14 protein-coding genes are annotated in these 18,808 nt (G+C 74.5%); 3 read left to right on the forward strand and 11 right to left on the reverse strand.

Translation table 11 applies throughout. From position 1 onward, the window contains the following. Positions 1 to 4: 4 nt before the first annotated feature. The 5 genes from hemC to PS467_RS31600 form a co-directional block, all read right to left on the reverse strand. Positions 5 to 940, reverse strand: a complete 936-nt coding sequence (hemC, locus tag PS467_RS31580) for a hydroxymethylbilane synthase (RefSeq protein WP_311038060.1) — start codon at positions 938 to 940, stop codon at positions 5 to 7. A 64-nt stretch (positions 941 to 1,004) separates the two neighbouring features. Then, positions 1,005 to 5,483 carry an SAV_2336 N-terminal domain-related protein gene (locus tag PS467_RS31585; RefSeq protein WP_311038061.1) on the reverse strand — a complete coding sequence of 1,493 codons (4,479 nt, stop codon included), beginning with the start codon at positions 5,481 to 5,483 and terminating at the stop codon, positions 1,005 to 1,007. A gap of 4 nt (positions 5,484 to 5,487) precedes the next feature. Beyond that, positions 5,488 to 6,672, reverse strand: coding sequence for an AAA family ATPase (locus tag PS467_RS31590; RefSeq protein ID WP_311038062.1), 1,185 nt, complete (start codon positions 6,670 to 6,672; stop codon positions 5,488 to 5,490). Positions 6,673 to 6,703: 31 nt separating this feature from the next. Next, positions 6,704 to 8,914: a VMAP-C domain-containing protein gene (locus tag PS467_RS31595; RefSeq protein ID WP_311038063.1), complete on the reverse strand. Its 2,211-nt coding sequence runs from the start codon at positions 8,912 to 8,914 to the stop codon at positions 6,704 to 6,706. Between the two features lie 3 nt (positions 8,915 to 8,917). Continuing rightward, positions 8,918 to 9,370 (reverse strand): CU044_2847 family protein, encoded by a 453-nt coding sequence (locus PS467_RS31600; protein WP_311038064.1) that lies wholly within the window; start codon positions 9,368 to 9,370, stop codon positions 8,918 to 8,920. A 168-nt stretch (positions 9,371 to 9,538) separates the two neighbouring features. Between PS467_RS31600 and PS467_RS31605 the strand changes: the two genes are divergently transcribed. Then, a complete protein-coding gene (locus PS467_RS31605; RefSeq protein WP_311038065.1) occupies positions 9,539 to 11,014 on the forward strand; it encodes an AlkA N-terminal domain-containing protein in 1,476 nt (491 codons plus the stop codon). A gap of 324 nt (positions 11,015 to 11,338) precedes the next feature. Further along, entirely contained in the window at positions 11,339 to 11,845 is a 507-nt protein-coding gene (locus tag PS467_RS31610) for a methylated-DNA--[protein]-cysteine S-methyltransferase (protein WP_311038066.1), read from the forward strand. Positions 11,846 to 11,860: 15 nt separating this feature from the next. Here the strand turns inward: PS467_RS31610 and PS467_RS31615 are convergent, their stop codons facing one another. After that, on the reverse strand, positions 11,861 to 12,607 hold the full coding sequence (locus PS467_RS31615) for an SIR2 family NAD-dependent protein deacylase (protein WP_311038067.1): 747 nt from the start codon (positions 12,605 to 12,607) through the stop codon (positions 11,861 to 11,863). Between the two features lie 73 nt (positions 12,608 to 12,680). Beyond that, positions 12,681 to 13,757, reverse strand: coding sequence for an ADP-ribosylglycohydrolase family protein (locus PS467_RS31620; protein WP_311038068.1), 1,077 nt, complete (start codon positions 13,755 to 13,757; stop codon positions 12,681 to 12,683). A gap of 180 nt (positions 13,758 to 13,937) precedes the next feature. Here PS467_RS31620 and PS467_RS31625 point away from each other — a divergent pair, with 180 nt between their 5' ends. Then, positions 13,938 to 15,092, forward strand: a complete 1,155-nt coding sequence (locus PS467_RS31625) for a glycerate kinase (protein ID WP_311040015.1) — start codon at positions 13,938 to 13,940, stop codon at positions 15,090 to 15,092. A 318-nt stretch (positions 15,093 to 15,410) separates the two neighbouring features. On the opposite strand, the gene pssA is transcribed toward PS467_RS31625, so the two are convergent. The 4 genes from pssA to PS467_RS31645 all read right to left on the reverse strand — a co-directional run bounded on the left by pssA (position 15,411) and on the right by PS467_RS31645 (position 18,805). After that, on the reverse strand, positions 15,411 to 16,271 hold the full coding sequence (pssA, locus tag PS467_RS31630; protein ID WP_311038069.1) for a CDP-diacylglycerol--serine O-phosphatidyltransferase: 861 nt from the start codon (positions 16,269 to 16,271) through the stop codon (positions 15,411 to 15,413). Then, on the reverse strand, positions 16,258 to 16,914 hold the full coding sequence (locus tag PS467_RS31635) for a phosphatidylserine decarboxylase (protein ID WP_268975093.1): 657 nt from the start codon (positions 16,912 to 16,914) through the stop codon (positions 16,258 to 16,260). Before PS467_RS31635 ends, pssA begins: the two co-directional genes overlap by 14 nt. A 180-nt stretch (positions 16,915 to 17,094) precedes the next feature. Continuing rightward, positions 17,095 to 18,297 (reverse strand): acyl-CoA dehydrogenase family protein, encoded by a 1,203-nt coding sequence (locus PS467_RS31640; protein ID WP_268975094.1) that lies wholly within the window; start codon positions 18,295 to 18,297, stop codon positions 17,095 to 17,097. 1 nt (position 18,298) lies between these two features. Beyond that, entirely contained in the window at positions 18,299 to 18,805 is a 507-nt protein-coding gene (locus PS467_RS31645) for a MaoC family dehydratase (RefSeq protein WP_311038070.1), read from the reverse strand. Positions 18,806 to 18,808 lie beyond the last annotated feature (3 nt).

The raw sequence follows: 18,808 nt of genomic DNA on the forward strand, positions 1-18,808 counted from the left end.
GGGCTCAGTGCGGAATGGTGTCGATCACCTCGCGGGCGCCCTGCCGCAGCAGCGCCACCGCGACCGACGTCCCCAGGGTGGCCGGGTCCAGCGGACCCGCCCACTCATGGGCGTCCAGCACCGTCTTGCCGTCCGGGCTGAAGACCCGGGCGCGCAGCGAGAGCCGGCCGTCCCGCTCGGCCCTGGCGTATCCCGCGATGGGGGAGTTGCAGTGCCCTTGGAGCACATGCAGCAGCATCCGCTCCGCGGTGATCTCCTTCCAGGCGTTGGTGTCGCCGAGCCCGGACACGGCCTCGATCGTCTCGGCGTCGTCCTCCCGGCACTGGAGCCCCAGCACCCCGGCCCCGATCGGCGGGCACATGGTCTCCACGGACAGGATCTCGCTGATCCGGTCCGTACGGCCGATCCGCTCCAGCCCCGAGACGGCCAGCAGCAGCGCGTCGCACTCGCCCGCTTCCAGCTTCTCCAGCCGGCGGTTGGCGTTGCCGCGCATCGGCACGCACTCCAGCTGCGGGTGGGTGGTGGCCAGTTGGGCGACGCGCCGGACCGAGGAGGTGCCGATCCGGGTCCCCGCGGGCATCTCGTCGAGGGTCAGCCCCTCGGGGTGGATGACGGCGTCGCGGATGTCGTCGCGCTTGAGGTACGCGGCGAAGACCGTGCCCGCGGGCAGCGGACGGTCGGCGGGCACGTCCTTGATGCAGTGCACCGCGAGATCCGCCTCGCCCGCCAGCAGCGCGGCGTCCACCTCCTTGGTGAACGCCCCCTTCCCGCCGAGCTTCGACAGATCGCCCATCCAGCGGTCGCCGGAGGTGGTGACCGGGACGACCTCCGTACGGATGCCCGGCCGCAGCGCGGCCAGTTCGGTGCGGACCCGTTCGACCTGGGCGAGGGCCATGGGGGAGGAACGGGAGACGATGCGGATCAAATCGGCGGACGACATGGCGTAGAGGATAGGCCGTGTCGGTCGCGATGTGAGCCGCGTCCCCGGCTCCACGGGACGGGGGTCAGCCCCCGGCGCTGGGGAAATCCTCCGCGACCAGGGACGCGAGCGTGACGAACGCCTCCCGGGTTCTCGTCCGCATCATGGCCGGATCGACCTCGCCGCCGGTCGCCAGGTACTCGTCGTGGGGCACGACGACCACGCCACGGCAGCGGTTCCGATACCCCGCCGGCAGATCCGTCGGCACCTCCGCCTCGTTCGCCGGGTACGGCATGTTGATCACGACGATGGCGCGCCGCACCAGCTCCGCGTGACCGTCCTGGACCAGCCGGTCCAGGGTCGTGTGCGCACTCCTCATGCGCTCCACCGAGGGGGCGGTGACGACGATCAGTTGGTCGGCGAGGCCGAGGACCCCCGGCATGATGTCGGGGAGGGCGCCGGTGTCCGAGTCGGCGAGGATGATCGAGTAGTGCCTGCTCAGCCCCGCGATGACGCGTCGGTATCCGGCGTCGTCGATCGGGATCGCCGATGTCGCGGGGTCCACCGGGCCGGAGTTCCCGACGAGAACCTCCAGCCCGGAGGGTGTCCGGGTGGTGAACCGCCGGATGGACGGATAGTCATCCAGGGCACCGGCGGAGTTCGCCAGATCGTGGATCGTCGCGGCGGTCCGGCCGGGGACGCGGCGGCTGAGGGCGTCACCCCCGGGGATCGCGTCCACCGCGATGACCTTGCCGAGACGCTCACCGGCGAGGAGCGCGCCGAGCGCGAGGGTCGTGGTGGACCGGCCGGCCGCGACCGGGCGGCTGATCACCGCGATGCGGTGGCCGGGGAGTGCCTGCGCGCGGACCATCGCAGACTCGCGCCGCCGCGTCGTGGAGGTCGGCGACCTCCTGGATTCCGGCGTGTTCCGCGGCAGCCGGTCGCTGGACAGCTCGATAGTGACGGTGTCCTCCAGCGGAGCCCCGGTGACCGGCGCCGCCGGCGTGGTGCTCCCGCCGGCGTCCGGGCCGGCGGGTGGGATGGCGTCCGGGCCGGTGGGCGGTTCGGCGGGTGGGGTGGCCCCCGGATCGGCGGGTGGGTCGGTACCCGGATCGGCGGGCGGTTCGGCGGGTCGGTCGACGCCGGGGCCGGCGGGTGGGTCGCCCCCCGGCTCGGCGGGCGTGATGACCTCCGGGTCGGCGCCGGGGCGGCCCGGCGGGGTGGCGTCCGGGGTGGCGGACGGGAAGGCCGGTGGCCCGGCTGCGGAGGGTTGCGGCCCGTACGAGGGTGAGGGTGCCGACGGTCCGTACGTGGGCGCCTGCGGCTCGGCTCGGGGCGCCGGGGGCCGGGGCGCCGACCACGCGGGCGGGGACATGGGACCGTCCGCGGTGGAGGCGAACGCGTCCGCCACCTGGCGTGCCGCCGCCGGACCGGTGAGTTCGCGGCTGAGGCACGCCATGACGACCGCCCGCAGCGGCGCCCGGCCGCGGCCCTCCCACCGGGAGCCCGCCCAGGGGTCGGCCGCGGTTTCCTCTCCTCCGCCCAGCGCCATCAGGATCCGCCCCAGGGCGAGGATGTCGTCCCCGAGGGGAGGCCGCTCGGAGACAGGCGGGGCCCCGGGCCAGTCGGCGATGGCGGCGTCGCCCCAGCCCACCAGCTTCACGGTGTCGCCCACGACCAGCACCCGGTCTGCCGTCAGCCGCCCGTGGGTGATGCCCTCGGCGGTGCAGGAGGCCACGGCCTCGGCGAGGTGCCAGCCGAGGACGACGGCCCGGTGCGCCTCATGGTCGTGATCCGCGCCGCCGCGCATCTGGGACAGCACGGTGGTCAGCCGCAGCGCCGGTGACCGCTCGGAAACCCGGACGAACTGTTCCGCGAGCCAGGGCCGGTCGTCCTCGGACCGGTCCAGGTAAAGCCTCGGCGCGTAGAGGCCGCCCATCCGGCGCAGCGCTTCGGCCACCGTGCGCAGCCGTCGTGCTGCCCGCGCCGAGGGGAGGTCGCCGCGCACGGCGCGCACCACGGCGATCCGGTCCCTGTCGCTGCCCTGGTCGACGGCGAGATAGGCGGCGGAGTCGGCGTCCTCGGCCAGGCTGCCCACGACCTTGTAGGGGCCGAACGTCCGCGGGTTGTCGTGCCGGATCGTGATGCCGTACGGGAGGTCGCCGATGACCACCCCCTCCTCCGGCGGATTCCCCCGCTCGGTTGGCGTCGCGGCACCGGACTCGGGCGCCGGGGGAGCCGTGGGGAGAGGGACGGCCGTTTCGGGCTCGGGGAGGAGACGGCCGCACCTGCCGCAGTAGCGGTCGTGGAACTCCGCCGCCGCCCCGCAGTTGGGGCAGTACCTGGCCCGCCCCCGCTCGGTGATCCGGGTGAGGGAGGCGACGTTCATCCCGCACGACTCGCAGTACGGGTCGCCCTGCAACAGCGGTGTCTCGCAGTGCGGGCAGACGAGGCGCCGCCCTTGCGGGCCCTGCTGCCACAGGGGGGCCGCCGCCGTTTGGGGCGGGGCGGTGAACGCTTCCGGTGCCTCCGAGGGCGCCGGGTACTCCTGGGGCTCCGCGCTCGTCGGGTACTCCGCGGGCTCCGCGGCCGCCAGGTACTCCGGGAGGTCCGAGGGCGCCGGGGCGTCGGGGAGTTCCGAGGGCGCCAGGGGGTCCGGGAGCCCCGCGGCCCTCATGTGTCCCGGGGACCCCGGGGCCGTCGGCCGCACCGGGAACCCCACGGGCGCGCTCGGCGCGGATGGCGGCCCCGGCCGCGCGGGCGGAAGCGCCGGGGCGCCGAAGCGCGCCGCCAGGCGCGGCCCCACCTCGGCGAAGGCCCGCACCCCGGCGGGGAGGGAGTCCGGGCCGCTCGGATGGGCGAGCCAGGCGGGGAAGTCCGGTGAGCGGCCCGCCAGTTGCCCCAGCTTCTGCCCGACGCGCCGTCCGGTGACCATGAGTTCGGCGGTCGGGACCGCGTCCAGCAGGGCGTCCCGCGCCGTCTCGGCGAAGTCGAAGACACGGTGCCGCGGCAGCGGCTCCTCGGCCCACGGCCCCGCCGTGACGGGCCGCAGCAGCCCGCCCAGGAAGACCTCCGCGAGGTGGGCGGTGTCCGCCTGCCAGGGGACGGCGGCCTGCACCAGCCGCATGACCGGGACGGACACCGGCGCGACGGCGGCGAGGTGCGCGGCCAGGCGGTACGCCTCCGGGGAGGCCGCGTCCCGGAAGCGCTGGACGGCGCCCAGCCCGTCGGCGGGCGGCGCCCCGCCCTCCCGGGCCGGTTCCGGACGGCTCAGCAGGGGCATCAGCGCACTGCCGCCCGGGGAGGCCACCAGCCGGGCCCAGGCGGTCATCGAACCGGGCTCCGGTTCCAGGACCGGCACCGGGACGCCGTCGAAGGGCGCCAGATCCGCCGGCAGCACGGGATCGCTGACCGCCCACTCGGTGTTCGGCCCGCCGCTGCGCCGGGTGGTCACCTGCCACCGCTGTGCCCGGATGCCGGAGCCGTCCCACATCCGGCGCGGCAGCGCGTGCAGGACGGCCGTGGGCCCGTACCGCGCCCACCGCCGTACCGCCGCGTGCTTGCGCCCGTCCCGCCAGGCCGGTCCCATGCCGTCGCTCAGCACGAGGACCAGCGTCTGGCCCGACGGATCGGCCAGCACCCGCGACGGCATCGTGGCGGACGACGGGTCGAAGGGGCGGACGCTGAGCCGGGGCCGGGCGGCGGGGCCCTGGGAGTGCAGTCCGTAGGTCCGTACGAGCCGGAAGGCGCCGAGCCGCTCCATCATCGCGCGGATCTCCGTGGCCAGCCGCTGCCACAGCAGCATCGACATGCCGTCGTCGATGACGAGCGCCAGATCCAGCCACCGCTCGCGCGCGGGCCGCAGGGCGACGTCCGGCAGCCCGGTCTCGGCGAGCGCCGTCACCGTCGCCTCCACGTCCAGCTCCCGCTTGGAGACGCTCGGCCGGTGCTGCTTGAGCGGGCGCAGCGCCCGGCCGATCCGCAGCTCGGCGCGGAGCGCCTTGCCCTCCGGGACGCGCAGCGCGAGCGCGCCCGGCGGGTCCGGGGCGCGGTGGTCCGCGGACCGGTCCGTGGGGTGGTCGCGGGCGGGGGCGGCGTGCAGCCCCGCCACGCGCCCCTCGGCGGGCGGGGGCGGAGGGCCGGGGAGGGCGCGGGACGGCGGCGGGGAAAGGAGGTAGTCCCCGTCCGCGTCGGTCGGGCCCTCGCCGGCCGGGCCACTGTCCAGCGGGTCTCTCCCGGCCGGGGCCCCGCCCGCCGGGTTCTCGCGGTCGGGGTCGTCGGCCACGGAGACGCGGTCCGGGTGGAGCCGGTCCGCGCCGCCCCCGTCCGCGAACGCGACGTCCCCCTCCGCGAGGTCCTCGTCCGCCGGGGCCTCCGGCACCGCCGGGACGGGGGGCCGGGCGAGGAAGCGCGGCAGCGGCGCGTCCCCGGCCCCCGTGGGCAGCCGTCGCGCCAGCCACAGCGCGTCCAGCAGCTCCTCCTGGGCCAGCGGGACACCGCTGTCGGCGAGGACCGCGAGCAGCGCGCTCAGGTCCGCACCGAGCCGGTCGGCGTCCCCGGTCATCGGGCTACACCGCCCCGCTCAGCCGGTGCAGCACGGCGTCCAGCAGCCCGTCCGCGTCCAGGTCCACGCCGCCCGCCCGCAGGAAGACCGCGTTCAGCAGCTGGTCGGTGGCCAGCTCGCCCGGCGCGCGGCGGCGCAGGAACGCCTGGAGCAGGTCGTCCACCTCGTGCAGCGCGTCCTCGCCCAGGTGCGCGGCGACGATCGCGCGCAGCCGGTGCTCGTCCGGCGGCGGCAGCTCCAGCCGTACGCAGCGGCGCAGGAAGGCGGGCGGGAAGTCGCGTTCGCCGTTGCTGGTGATGACGACGACCGGGAACTCCGCACAGCGCACCCGGCCGCGCACCACGACCGTCTTCTCGTCGATCCGCAGCGTCGGCACGAGCACCTCGGGCTGTTCGTCGGAGAGCCGCGACAGCTCGGGGATCTCGAACTCGCCCTCCTCGAAGACCGTCAGCAGATCGTTCGGCAGGTCCACATCGCCCTTGTCGAGCTCGTCGATGAGCAGGACGCGGGGCCGTGGTCCGGGTACCAGGGCGGTGCCGAGCGGGCCGAGCCGCATGAAGGAGCCGATGTCCGGCTCGGGGCGGCCGTGATCCCGGCTCATGGTCGTCTCGCGCAGCCGGCCGACGGCGTCGTAGCGGTAGAGCGCGTCCTGCACGGTGGAGCGGCTGTTGACCGGCCAGCGCAGCACTTCGCCCAGGCCCAGCTCATGCGCCACCGCATGGGCCAGCGACGACTTGCCCGTGCCGGGCTGGCCGGTGACCAGCAGGGGGCGGCGCAGATGGAGCGCCGCGTTCACGACGTCGGCGTGGCGGGGGGAGATCAGATACGGCGGAGGGGCGTGCCCGGCGGCCCCGGGACGCCCGGCGCCGCCGAACCGCCGCCAGGGCGGGGCCGGCGGCAGCGGCGCCGGGCGTGCCACGCCGTCCCCGCGGAAGAGCCGCCAGCTCGCCGGCGCGTCCGGGGCCGGGCCGTCCGGGGCGGGCGGGGCCGGGGGCGGACCCGGCCGGGGGTTCTGCTGGTACCAGGCGGGACCGCTGTAGTCGATGGTGAACCCGCTGTCGGGAACGGGCTCGTCCCCCTCCGGCACAGGGCCGGCGCCGTCCCTGCCCGAGGCCGCGTCCCGCGACGCGGGGGGAAGGGACCGGGGCCGGTCGTCGTCCCGGCCGCCGTCGCCGCTCCGTGCCGTCATGAGACCTCCATAGCGCTGTCCTTGGTGTTCATCACGTCTCCGTAGGATCGGCCAATTCCAGCCGCGGCATGTCACGGTCGACGTCGGCCCAGGCCAGTACCGGCCGCCCCGGGAAGGATTGCGGGCAGCCGAGGGTCTTGGCGCGGTAGGCGCGCACCGTCTCGGGCAGCCGGCGCGGCGGGGTGCCCGCGACCGTCCGTACGGCGTGGGAGCCGGCCTCCCCGCCCTTGTCCCGGTCCCAGAGCACGACCGGCATCCCCATCGCCAGACACACCTGCACGATCTCGACACGGACATCCGCCGGGACGCCGTCCACGGTGGCCAGCGGGGCGTCCAGCTGATCCATGAGCAGCGCGTACACCCCGTTCTTCCCGCCCGTCGAACGGTCGATGTGCACCGCGCCCCCGTCGTCCAGCCGCGCCCAGCGGTGGCGCAGCGCCGCCTTGAAGCGCTCACCGGACCGCTGCACCAGTTCCGGACAGGTGACCACCAGCGGATACTCCGCGCCCAGCACTCCGGGGACCAGACCGGCCGGGCCCGGCCACTCCCACTGGTCGACCGGGAGCTCCAACCCCTCGCGGTCCACGATGAGTTCGATGACCGGACGGGTGCCCGCCGGGAGCGCCCGGTGCAGCGGTTCGATCACGGTGAGGATGTCCTCGGCCGCCTGCGCGGCGGTGCGGAGCCGGTCGCCGCCGTCCGAGACGCGCCGCGGCCCGGCGCCCTCGTCGCACCACAGCCACAGCCGGTAGCGGCGGGTGCCGTCGCCGTCGGGGTGGGTGGTGAGCCGTACCAGCACCCGGGGCGCCGCCATGGGCGTCCGCTGCCGCTCCGCCCACTCATGGGCGTCCGCCCGGCGCTCCTCCAGGGCCGCCTGGTGGATGCCGAGGCGGGCGGCGACCGCCGTGCTCCAGCGGTGCAGTCCGTCGCGCGGGGCGGGCGGGCACAGGGCCGCCACATAGGCGACCACGCGCAGCAGCCCGGGGACGACCGATGTGCCCTCCGGGACCGGGCGGCTGTCCCCGCGCAGCCCCTCCAGGTACTCGACCAGCGCCGTCAGCCGCGCCGTGCGCACGGCCCGGTCCGGGCTGTCCCAGTCGGCCCCGGCCAGCAGCGCCCCGGGCAGTTCGGCGAGCGGCAGCGCGGCCCGTACGACGGAGGGGAAGCGGGCCGCCGTCCCGAGGGGCACCTCGCCCAGCAGCCCCAGCAACTCGCCCAGCTCACCGGGGGAGAGCAGCCGGGGCACGCCGGACATCCGCCCGGCGGCGAGGAGTTCGGCCACCGCGTGCGGCGCGGCGGGGTGCAGCACCTCGGCGAGGGCGGGCAGCGCGCGGGCGTCGGTGGTGAGCAGCCGCGCGAACTCGTCGACCGAGGGGGCGGAGCCGTCCGTCCGGTGGTGGTGGCCGCACCGCCAGGCGACGGTGCGCGCGCAGTCGGCCCGCCGCTGGGGGTCCGCGAGCGCCCGGCCGAGGACGGCGGCCAGCGCCCGGTGGGCGGGGTCGACGGCCCTCTCGCCCGCCGCCGGCGCGGGCCGGCCGAGGACGTGCTCGGCGCCCGCGCGGGCCAGCTCGGCCCGGATCCGCTGCCAGGGGATGCCCCAGCTGCGCCGGGCGACATGCTGCGGGGAGTACGCGAGCGGGGTGCCGTTGGTGGGGTGGTGCGGGGGTGTGAGGGCGGCCGCCACCAGGCCGACCACCGCGCCCGCCTCGCCCGACCACAGCGGCCCTCCGCTGTAGCCGTGGTCGATGGCGACACCGCTCAGCCCCTCGCCGTCCACATAGCCGATCCGGCCGTCGCACGAGATCACCCGCGCGGTGGCGACGGTGGCGTGCAGCCCGCTGCCGTGCCACGCCCGGACGGACTGCCCCTCGGCCATCGCCTGCCAGTGCGGCGGCCGCACATCGCGGGGGAGCGGCTCGACGATGTCGAGCACGGCGAGGTCGCCGTCCCACTCCACGCCGTTCGCCGCGCCCGGCGGTATCCATACGGCCAGCCGGGCCGTGCACGCGTGCGCATGGCCGTCCGGGCCGTGCACCAGCACCTTCAGGACCTCCTGCGCCGGACGCTCGGCGCAGGTCGTGTCCTCCCTGCCGAGCGCGCAGTTGACGACGTGCGCGCAGGTCAGGAAGCGGTCATGGGGCAGCAGCACGCCGGAGCCGACCGCCTCGCGGTCGAACTGGCTCAGGACCGAGACCGTGGCCGGGCGCTGTCCGGGGGACGGGACGGGGCGGAACCACTCCATCGGTCAGGCCGTGGGGGAGCCCGAGGGACCCGACCGCTGCCAGGTGGCCGAGATCGTCATGCTCGCCTGGCCGTTGGCCCCGACGATGCCGAGCTTGAGGTCCTGGCCGATCTGCACCCCGAACTGCACCTGCATCTCATCGGGCGGATTCGCGGTGGCGGACACGGCGTCGTGCACCTCCTGCAACAGCGGCCCCAGCGGCCGCAGTACGGCCCGTAGGCCGTCGGCCGCCAGCGCCGCCGCGGCTCTCGGTCCCCGGGCCACTGGGGTCACACCTCCGATCCCGCCGGGCAGGGCGGGCCCCTGCCGCTTCGCGCCGTCGCCGTCGCCGTCGCCTTCGCCTTGCCCTTGGCCGTTGGCCGGGGCGGCGGCGGGTGCGGGTGCGGTGCTTACGGGCGTCAGTTCCAGGCGTACGGGGGTGCCATCGGGGAGCGCGAATTCGGCGTAGTCCGTCACGCCCCCATGATGCCGATCTCACCGCGGCTGGTCTCCCCTTTTGCGGCAACATCCCTTGTGGCGCGGGAGAGCGGTGAGCGGGGGCGGCCCCGCCCGGCCCGATGAGGCGGCACGTCGATGTCGGATTTCCGCGAGCGCCCGCCCGCCCCGTCGGCGGATGCTGGACCCATGCACACCGACACCGACCGGTGCCTCCGCGCCGCACGGGCGAAGGACGCCCGCTTCGACGGGTGGTTCTTCATCGCCGTCGTGACCACCGGGATCTACTGCCGGCCGAGCTGTCCGGTCGTCGGGCCCAAGCCCGAGAACATGCGGTTCCTCCCCAGCGCCGCAGCCGCCCAGCAGGCCGGGTTCCGGGCCTGCAAGCGGTGCCGTCCGGACGCCAGTCCCGGCTCGCCGCAGTGGAACGAGCGCGCCGATCTCGTCGCACGGGCGATGCGGCTGATCGCCGACGGGGTGGTGGACCGGGACGGGGTGCCGGGCCTGGCGGCCCGGCTGGGCTACAGCACCCGGCAGGTCGAGCGGCAGCTGCTCGCCGAGCTGGGCGCGGGCCCGCTCGCGCTCGCCAGGGCGCAGCGGGCGCAGACCGCGCGGCTGCTCATCGAGACCAGCGCGCTCCCGATGGCGGACATCGCGTTCGCGGCCGGGTTCGCCAGCGTCCGCGCGTTCAACGAGACCGTACGGGAGGTCTTCGCGCTCACCCCGACCGAGCTGCGGCAGCGGGCCCGGCGCGGCCCGACGAGCAGCGTGCCGGGGGCGCTCACGCTGCGGCTGCCGTTCCGGGCGCCGCTGTGCCCGGACAACCTCTTCGGCCATCTGGCCGCCACCGCCGTCCCCGGCGTCGAGGAGTGGCGCGACGGCGCGTACCGGCGCACGCTGCGCCTGCCGTACGGGCCGGGCGTGGTCACCCTGAGCCCGCGGCCGGACCACATCGCCTGCCGGCTCTCCCTCGCCGACCTCCGCGACCTGGCCGGCGCGATCAGCCGCTGCCGGCGGCTGCTGGACCTCGACGCGGACCCGGCCGCCGTGGACGAGCTGCTGCGTACGGACCCCCAGTTGGCCCCGCTGGTGGACAAGGCGCCGGGGCGTCGGGTGCCGCGCGCGGTGGACGCGGACGAGTTCGCGGTGCGCGCCGTGCTCGGACAGCAGGTGTCCACGGCGGCGGCCCGTACTCACGCCGGCCGCCTGGTGGCGGCGCACGGCGAGCCGGTGGCGGACCCGGCGGGCGGGCTGACCCACCTCTTCCCGTCCGTTCAGGCCCTCGCCGGGCTGGACCCGGAGAAGCTGGCCATGCCCCGCACCCGCCGCGCCACGCTCACCGGGCTGATCGGCGCGCTCGCCGAGGGGCGGGTCGCGCTCGGGGTGGGCAGCGACTGGGACGACGCCCGCGCCGGCCTCGGCGCGCTGCCGGGGCTCGGCCCCTGGACCGTCGAGGTGATCGCGATGCGCGCCCTCGGCGACCCGGACGCCTTCCTCCCCACCGACCTCGGGGTGCGGCGCGCCGCCGCCGGCCTGGGGCTGCCCGCCACGCCCGGCGCCCTCACCCGCCACTCGGCGCGCTGGCGCCCCTGGCGCGCGTACGCCGTCCAGTACCTGTGGGCCACGGACGACGGCCACGCCATCAACCGCCTGCCCGCCGCCTGACCGGCCACCGGCGGGCCCGTACTGCGGCACAATCCCGCGGGGTGAGCCGCCGACCGCCTGCCCGGTACCGCGTAACCCGCCGGGGTGCGCGACCCGGCCCGTGCTTCTGAAACCCGGCCAGGCCCCGCCGAAGCCCGCAACCGCCGAACCCCGCCGAAGCCCGCAATCCCGCCGAAGCCCGCCACAGCCCACCGAACCCCGCCGAACCCAGCGACCGCCGAACCCCGCAACCCCGCCGAAGCCCGCCACAGCCCACCGAACCCCGCCGAACCCCGCCAACGCCCGCCAGGGCAACCGCACCGTCCGGACCCGCCGAGGAAACCCGTGCAGAACCGCACCCACACCGTCGTCGACAGCCCCTACGGCCCGCTCACCCTCGTGGCCACCGGCCCGGAGCTGTCCGGCCTCTACATGGCCGAGCAGCGCCACCGCCCGCCCGAGGAGACCTTCGGCGCGCCCGGCGACCCCGAGGAGGCCCCCTTCGCCGAGACCGTCCGTCAGCTCGCGGCCTACTTCGCGGGCGAGCTGACCGCGTTCGACCTGCCGTTGCGTCTGGACGGCACGCCCTTCCAGCGCCGCGTCTGGGACGAGCTGCGGCGCATCCCGTACGGCGAGACCTGGTCGTACGGCCGGCTGGCCGACCGGATCGGACAGCCGGCCGCCTCCCGCGCCGTGGGCCTGGCCAACGGCAGGAACCCGATCGGCATCATCGTCCCCTGCCACCGGGTCGTCGGCTCGACCGGCGGTCTCACCGGCTACGGCGGCGGCCTGGACCGCAAGCGGCGACTGCTGGAGTTCGAGGCCCGGCGGCAGCTCCCCGGTCTTTTCTGACCCCTCGGGCGCCGGTCAGCGGCCCTGGGCGATGCGGTCCAGCAGGGCGGGCAGGGCCGTGCTGATGGGCTCGCGGACGACCTCGTCCGCGAGCTCGTCGTACGGCGTCGGCTCGGCGTTGACGATGATCAGCCGGGCACCGTGCTCGGCGGCCAGACCGGCGAGCGAGGCCGCGGGCTGGACCTGGAGGCTGGTGCCGACCGCGATGAAGATCTGGCACGCCTGCGCCACCGCGACCGCCTCGGTCAGCACCTCCGGATCGAGGTTCTCCCCGAACATCACCGTGGCCGACTTCAGGATTCCGCCGCACTCCCGGCACGCCGGATCCGCCTCCCCCGCCGCGACCCGCTCCAGCGCCTCCGCCATCCGGGACCGCGCCCGGCAGTGGGTGCACTGCACGGCCCGCGCGGTGCCGTGCAGTTCGAGCACCTTGCGGGCGGGCATCCCGGCGATCTGGTGCAGCCCGTCCACGTTCTGGGTGATCACCCGCACCGGCACCCCCGAGCGCTCCAGCCGGGCGACGGCCTCGTGCGCCCCGTTGGGCCGGGCGTGCAGCGCCTGGCTGTCGCGCCGCATCCGCCAGGAGCGGCGCCGGATCTCCGGGTCGGTCATGTAGTACTCGTACGTCACGAGCTTCTCGGCCTCGGGATCGCGCCGCCACAGCCCCTGCGGGCCGCGGTAGTCGGGGATTCCGGAGTCGGTGGAGATGCCCGCCCCGCTCAGGATCGCCACCAGTGGCCGGTGCGTCGTCTCACTGCTCATGCGGCGAGCGTACGCACCCCCCACGGCCGGCGGCGACCGCGTTTCGCGGGCGGGCGGGCCCAGGCGACCGGCCCTAGCGGTCCGCCGAGAGCGCCAGCCGGTGCGTGCGGGCCGCCAGGTCGCTGATGCGGGCGCCGTCGAAGCCGAAGACGGCGCTGCGCACCCGGTCCGCCAGCGGCTCGGCCCACTGCGGCGGGATGGCGGCCGCACCGCACAGCACGCCCGCGACCGACCCGGCCGTCGCGCCGTTGGAGTCGGTGTCCAGGCCGCCGCGCACGGTCAGGGCGATCGTCGTGGTGAAGTCGCCCGCGCCGTAGAGCAGCCCGGCCGTGAGGACGGCGGCGTTGGGGACCACATGGATCCAGGGCAGCCCGGCGTTCTCCCGCTCCAGCTGACCGAGCGCGGACGCCCACGCCACGCCCGCGTCGTGCAGGGACACCGCCCGGCGCACCGTACGGGCCAGGCGGCAGCGCGGCGGGACGTGGTCCAGGGCGCTGTCGACGGCGGCGTGCGGACCGTCGGCCGTGAACGCGGCGGCGATCAGCGCGGCCGCCCACATCGCCCCGTACACCCCGTTGCCGCTGTGGGAGAGGACCGCGTCGCGCCGGGCCATCGCGGCGGCCCGGTGCGGATCGCCGGGGTTGACCCAGCCGTGGACATCGGCGCGGATCAGGGCGCCGATCCACTCCTGGTAGGGGTTGTCGAGGGTCGCGCTGAGCGGTGGCCGCACCCCGGCCGTGAGGTTGCGGTAGGCGGCCCGCTCGGCGGTGAACGTCTGGAGGTACGGCAGCCGCAGCAGCCACACCTCGCCGACCTGTTCGGTGGTGAAGCCGAAGCCGTGGGTCTCCAGCAGGTGCAGGCCGAGGACGGAGTAGTCGATGTCGTCGTCGCGGCAGCTGCCGTTGATCCGGCCGCGCACGCACTCCTGCCACTCGGGGCGCAGCTCGAACTCCACCGGATCGGGCGGCGGCTCCAGGGCGGGGAGGTAGTCGGTGAGCGGGAGGGCCCCGGCGCGGCGCAGATAGCGGTCGATGCGGTCGCGGGTCCAGACGTCGCCGCGTTCGATGGGTTTGCCGAGCATGTTCCCGGCGATCCGGCCGAGCCAGCCGCCGTGGATACGGTCCGCCAGTGCGCTCCCGCTGAGGGCCATGGGGCACGTGTACCCCTCTGGGACGGGTGTACCGGTGAGCCCGTGCCGGATAGGGTCACAGCGGCGCGACCGCCTGTGCGAATGCGAGGGGTTACCAAGGTGACGGACGCTTCGAAGGCAGAGATCCCGGCAGAGGCGGCGGCAGAGGCCGCGGCCGGGCCCAGGACGTGGGCGGCGGGGCTGGCGACGCCCCCGAAACGCGTACTGATCGCCGCGGACAAGTTCAAGGGCTCGCTCACGGCCGTCGAGGTCGCCGAGCGCGTCACGGCGGGGCTGCGCCGTGGCGCGCCCCGCGGCGGCGAGGGGCTGCGGATCGAGGCGCTGCCCGTCGCCGACGGGGGCGACGGCACGGTGGACGCGGCGGTCGCGGCCGGGTTCGAACGGCGCACGGCGCGGGTCACCGGGCCGCTGGGCGGACCGGTGACGGCGGCGTACGCGCTGCGCGGGTCCACGGCGGTGGTGGAGATGGCCGAGGCGTCCGGGCTGCGCCATCTGCCGGAGGGGGTGTTCGCGCCGCTCACCGCGACCACGTACGGCAGCGGGGAGCTGCTGCGCGCGGCGCTCGACGCGGGCGCCCGCACGATCGTCTTCGGCGTCGGCGGGAGCGCCACGACCGATGGCGGCGCGGGGATGCTCGGCGCGCTCGGCGCGCGCTTCCTGCGCGAGGACGGTACGCCCGTCGCACCGGGCGGGGGCGCGCTGCGCGACCTCGCCACGGCCGATCTGTCCGGCCTCGACCCGCGCCTGGCCGATACCGAGATCGTCCTGGCCAGCGATGTCGACAACCCGCTGACCGGCCCGAAAGGCGCGGCGGCGGTCTACGGCCCGCAGAAGGGCGCGAGCGAGGACGATGTGGCGGCCCTGGACGCCGCCCTCGCCCACTACGCCCGGGTCCTGGAGCGCGCGGTGGGGACCCCGGCCGCCGAGTACGCCCTGGCGCCCGGCGCGGGCGCGGCGGGCGGCATCGGCTACGGCGCGCTCCTCGGCCTGGGCGCGGCCTTCCGCCCCGGTATCGAGGTGATGCTCGACGTCCTCGGCTTCGCGACCGCGCTGGCGGGCGCGGACCTGGTGATCACGGGCGAGGGCTCGCTGGACGAGCAGACCCTCCACGGCAAGGCCCCGGCGGGCGTCGCGGCGGCGGCCCGCGCGCGGGGCATCGAGGTGGTCGCGGTCTGCGGCCGTCTGGCCCTCGCCCCGGCGGCCCTGGGCAGCGCGGGCATCCGCCGCGCCTACGCCCTCACCGACCTGGAACCGGACCCGTCCCGCTGCATCGCCGAGGCGGGCCCCCTCCTGGAACGCACGGCACAACGCCTGGCGGCGGACTTCCTGACCTGACACCGGACGGCCGCCGCCGGGCCCGTCCTCCACCCCGCCCTTCCCCGGACCGGGAACACGTCCCCCGGACCCCACGGGGCGGCTGCGCCCCGGTCCGTCTCCGGGACGTGGGCTTTGCGGCTGCGCCCCGGGGCCCAGGCCCTGGGCCTGGGTGGCCTCGGGCCTCGGCGGGGCTGAGAGGCCGGGCTGGACCGGCGCTTGGCCGGGGCCGGGGACACCGCGGGGACGCATCGGTCCCGGACACGACAACGGGGTGGGCCCGAGCGTCGTGCTCGGGCCCACCCCGTACGGCGGGGGCGGCCGAAGGCCGCGGGGCCGCTAGGGCAGCTGGGCCGCCCTCGCCTCGCGGCGGTTGTCGCGGAAGGCGTTGACCCGGCGGGCCGTGGCGAACAGGGGGATCACCGCGCCCATGACGACCTGGAGGGCGCAGGCCGACTGGAGCAGCAGCTCACCGCCGGGGGCCTCGAAGGCCCAGGCCGCCAGCAGCGCCATGCTGGTCACGATCCAGCTGAGCATGGCCACCGCGAGCCGGCCGCGCGGCTTGGGGTACTCCACCCGGCTCACCATCAGCCAGGCGACGCCGATGATCGCGAGCAGCGTCGGCACGAACGGCAGGCCCAGCAGGACCACCGAGACGACCGTGAGGGCGCCGAAGGGACTCGGCATGCCCTGGAAGACGCCGTCACGCAGGGTGACACAGGAGAATCTGGCCAGGCGCAGCACCACCGCCAGCAGCACCACGATCGCGCCCACCACCGAGACCCGCTGGTAGGCGTCGTCCGAGACCATGCCCCAGACCAGGACGAAGTACGCGGGGGCCAGCCCGAAGCTGATCAGGTCGGAGAGGTTGTCCAGCTCCGCGCCCATCGCCGAGCTGCGCAGCTTCCGCGCGACCAGCCCGTCGAAGAGGTCGAAGACGGAGGCGAGCAGCATCAGCATCACGGCCGAGGCCGCGCTGTGCCGGGTCATGCCGCCGTCCTCGCTGCCCGTGAGGTGCGGGATGAGGACACCGGTGGTGGTGAAGTAGACCGCGAGGAAGCCACAGGTGGCGTTGCCCAGGGTCAGCGTGTCGGCTATCGACAGCCGTGTCGACAGCGGCATGTCGTCCGTCTCGTCGACGGTGTCCACCTCGGCCTCGGGGACCCAGGCGGCCTGGGTATCGGGATCAATCACGGTCAAGGCGAGTCACCCCCGCGGTGGTGGCCTGGCCGACCTCGACCGCGACATCCACACCCTCGGGGAGGTAGATGTCGACGCGCGAGCCGAAACGGATCAGACCGATCCGCTCACCCTGTTCGACCTTGGTGCCCTGGGGCACGTAGGGCACGATACGCCGGGCGACCGCACCGGCGATCTGGACCATCTCGATGTCGCCGAGCTCGGTGTCGAAGTGCCAGACGACCCGCTCGTTGTTCTCGCTCTCCTTGTTGAAGGCGGGTACGAAGCCACCGGGGATGTGCTCCACGGAGGTCACCGTGCCGGCCAGCGGGGCGCGGTTGACGTGCACATTGAGCGGGCTCATGAAGATGGCGACGCGGGTACGTCCGTCCTTCCACGGCATGATGCTCTGCACCACACCGTCGGCCGGAGAGATCACCCGGCCTTGGGTGATCTCTCTCTCAGGGTCGCGGAAGAACCACAGCATGCCCGCCGCGAGCGCGGTGGCGGGCACGGCGACCGCCGTCCAGCGTCCGGAGCGGCGGGCCCGGGCAAGACTGACCGCCGCGGTGGCGACGGTCGGGAGGAGCCACGGCGACGCTCCGCGCGCGAGGCGTAGACCGACCAAGCTGTCGCGTTGTGCAGAGGAATGGCTGTGGGGCATGGATGACCTTCGTAGCGGAGGATGCCGCGACGTGAGACTGGGGACGGCGGCTTTCCGGGATGGTATCGGTTGCGAGCGGTAACTGGGCAAGCGCCAGGGCCTGTCGGTGGCTGGTCAGTGACCGAAGACCCTCGGCGCGGTGTGAGCTTCTTCTCTCGGATACCACCCCAAAAGGGACGTTCAGTCTTGGGTTCGGTATTCCTCCAGGAGCCTCCGTCCAATAATCATTTTCTGAATCTCGGCGGTACCTTCGCCGATGAGAAGCATCGGCGCCTCCCGGTAGAGGCGCTCGATCTCGTATTCCTTGGAGAAGCCGTACCCGCCGTGGATGCGGAACGCGTCCTCCACGACCTCTTTGCAGTACTCCGACGCCAGGTACTTCGCCATTCCCGCCTCGAGGTCGTTGCGTGCGCCCGAGTCCTTCTTCCGGGCCGCATTGACCATCATCGCATGAGCGGCCTCGACCTTTGTTCCCATTTCGGCCAGTTTGAACTGGATGGCCTGGTGCTGCGCGATCGGCTTGCCGAAGGTGTGCCGCTGCTGTGCGTATGCGACGCCCAGCTCGAATGCGCGCCGCGCCACACCGCAGCCGCGCGCGGCCACATTCACCCGGCCGACCTCCACTCCGTCCATCATTTGGTAAAAACCTCGGTCCGGCGTCCCGCCGAGCACCCGATCGGCCGGAATGCGCAGTCCGTCCATGATGAGCTCGGTGGTGTCGACCCCCTTGTAGCCCATCTTCTCGATCTTGCCGGGGATGGTCAGACCGGGCCGCACCTCCCCGAAGCCGGGCTCCTTCTCGACCAGGAAGGTGGTCATCGCCTTGTGCGGGGCGACCCCTTCCCGCGGCTCGCCGGTCCGGCACAGGACCGCCACCAGGGTGGAGGTGCCGCCGTTGGTCAGCCACATCTTCTGGCCGTTCAGGACGTAGTCGTCGCCGTCCCGCACCGCCTTGCTGGTGATCGCCGACACATCCGAGCCCAGCCCCGGCTCCGACATCGAGAAGGCGCCCCGGATCTCGCCCAGTGCCATCTTGGGCAGGAAATACTCCTTCTGCTCCGCGGTGCCGTGCTGTTTGAGCATGTACGCCACGATGAAGTGCGTGTTGATGATGCCCGACACGCTCATCCAGCCGCGGGCGATCTCCTCCACGCACAGCGCGTACGTGAGCAGTGACTCACCCAGACCGCCGTATTCCTCCGGGATCATCAGCCCGAAGACGCCGAGCTCCTTCAGTCCCTCGACGATCGCGGTCGGATATTCGTCGCGATGTTCCAGCTCGGTCGCGACCGGCAGGATCTCCTTGTCGACAAAATCCCTGACCGTGGCGAGGATCTCCCGCTGGATGTCGGTCAGGCCCTCCGTCTGTGCGAGGCGGCTCATATCACTGCCCTCCCAGCTCCGGGCGGCCCGGCTGTTCTCCGCCCCGCTCCTTGATGTACGTGGCGGTCGGCACCATCACCTTGCGCCGGAAGACACAGACCAGGGTGCCGTCCTGCTTGTAGCCCTTGGTCTCCACCTGCACGATGCCCCGGTCCGATTTGGACTTCGACGGCGTCTTGTCCAGAACCGTCGTCTCGCCGTAGATCGTGTCGCCGTGGAAGGTGGGCGCGACATGCCGAAGCGACTCGATCTCCAGATTGGCGATCGCCTTTCCCGAGACATCGGGCACGGACATGCCCAGCAGCAGTGAGTAGATGTAGTTGCCGACTACCACGTTCTTGCCGAAATCGGTCGTCTTCTCGGCGTAGTTGCTGTCCATGTGCAGCGGGTGGTGGTTCATGGTGAGCAGACAGAAGAGGTGGTCGTCGTATTCGGTGACCGTCTTCCCCGGCCAGTGCCGGTAGACGTCGCCCACCGTGAACTCCTCATAGGTACGGCCGAACTGCATGGC

It is taken from the genome of Streptomyces luomodiensis (assembly GCF_031679605.1).
GTDB lineage: Bacteria > Actinomycetota > Actinomycetes > Streptomycetales > Streptomycetaceae > Streptomyces > Streptomyces luomodiensis.

Excerpts from the sequence above, each read along its gene's own strand:
- hemC (WP_311038060.1), bottom strand. The coding sequence starts at position 940 with ATGTCGTCCGCCGATTTGATCCGCATCGTCTCCCGTTCCTCCCCCATG.
- PS467_RS31585 (WP_311038061.1), bottom strand. The coding sequence starts at position 5,483 with ATGACCGGGGACGCCGACCGGCTCGGTGCGGACCTGAGCGCGCTGCTC.
- PS467_RS31590 (WP_311038062.1), bottom strand. The coding sequence starts at position 6,672 with ATGACGGCACGGAGCGGCGACGGCGGCCGGGACGACGACCGGCCCCGG.
- PS467_RS31595 (WP_311038063.1), bottom strand. The coding sequence starts at position 8,914 with ATGGAGTGGTTCCGCCCCGTCCCGTCCCCCGGACAGCGCCCGGCCACG.
- PS467_RS31605 (WP_311038065.1), top strand. The coding sequence starts at position 9,539 with ATGCACACCGACACCGACCGGTGCCTCCGCGCCGCACGGGCGAAGGAC.
- PS467_RS31615 (WP_311038067.1), bottom strand. The coding sequence starts at position 12,607 with ATGAGCAGTGAGACGACGCACCGGCCACTGGTGGCGATCCTGAGCGGG.
- PS467_RS31620 (WP_311038068.1), bottom strand. The coding sequence starts at position 13,757 with ATGGCCCTCAGCGGGAGCGCACTGGCGGACCGTATCCACGGCGGCTGG.
- PS467_RS31635 (WP_268975093.1), bottom strand. The coding sequence starts at position 16,914 with ATGCCCCACAGCCATTCCTCTGCACAACGCGACAGCTTGGTCGGTCTA.
- PS467_RS31640 (WP_268975094.1), bottom strand. The coding sequence starts at position 18,297 with ATGAGCCGCCTCGCACAGACGGAGGGCCTGACCGACATCCAGCGGGAG.
- PS467_RS31645 (WP_311038070.1), bottom strand. The coding sequence starts at position 18,805 with ATGCAGTTCGGCCGTACCTATGAGGAGTTCACGGTGGGCGACGTCTAC.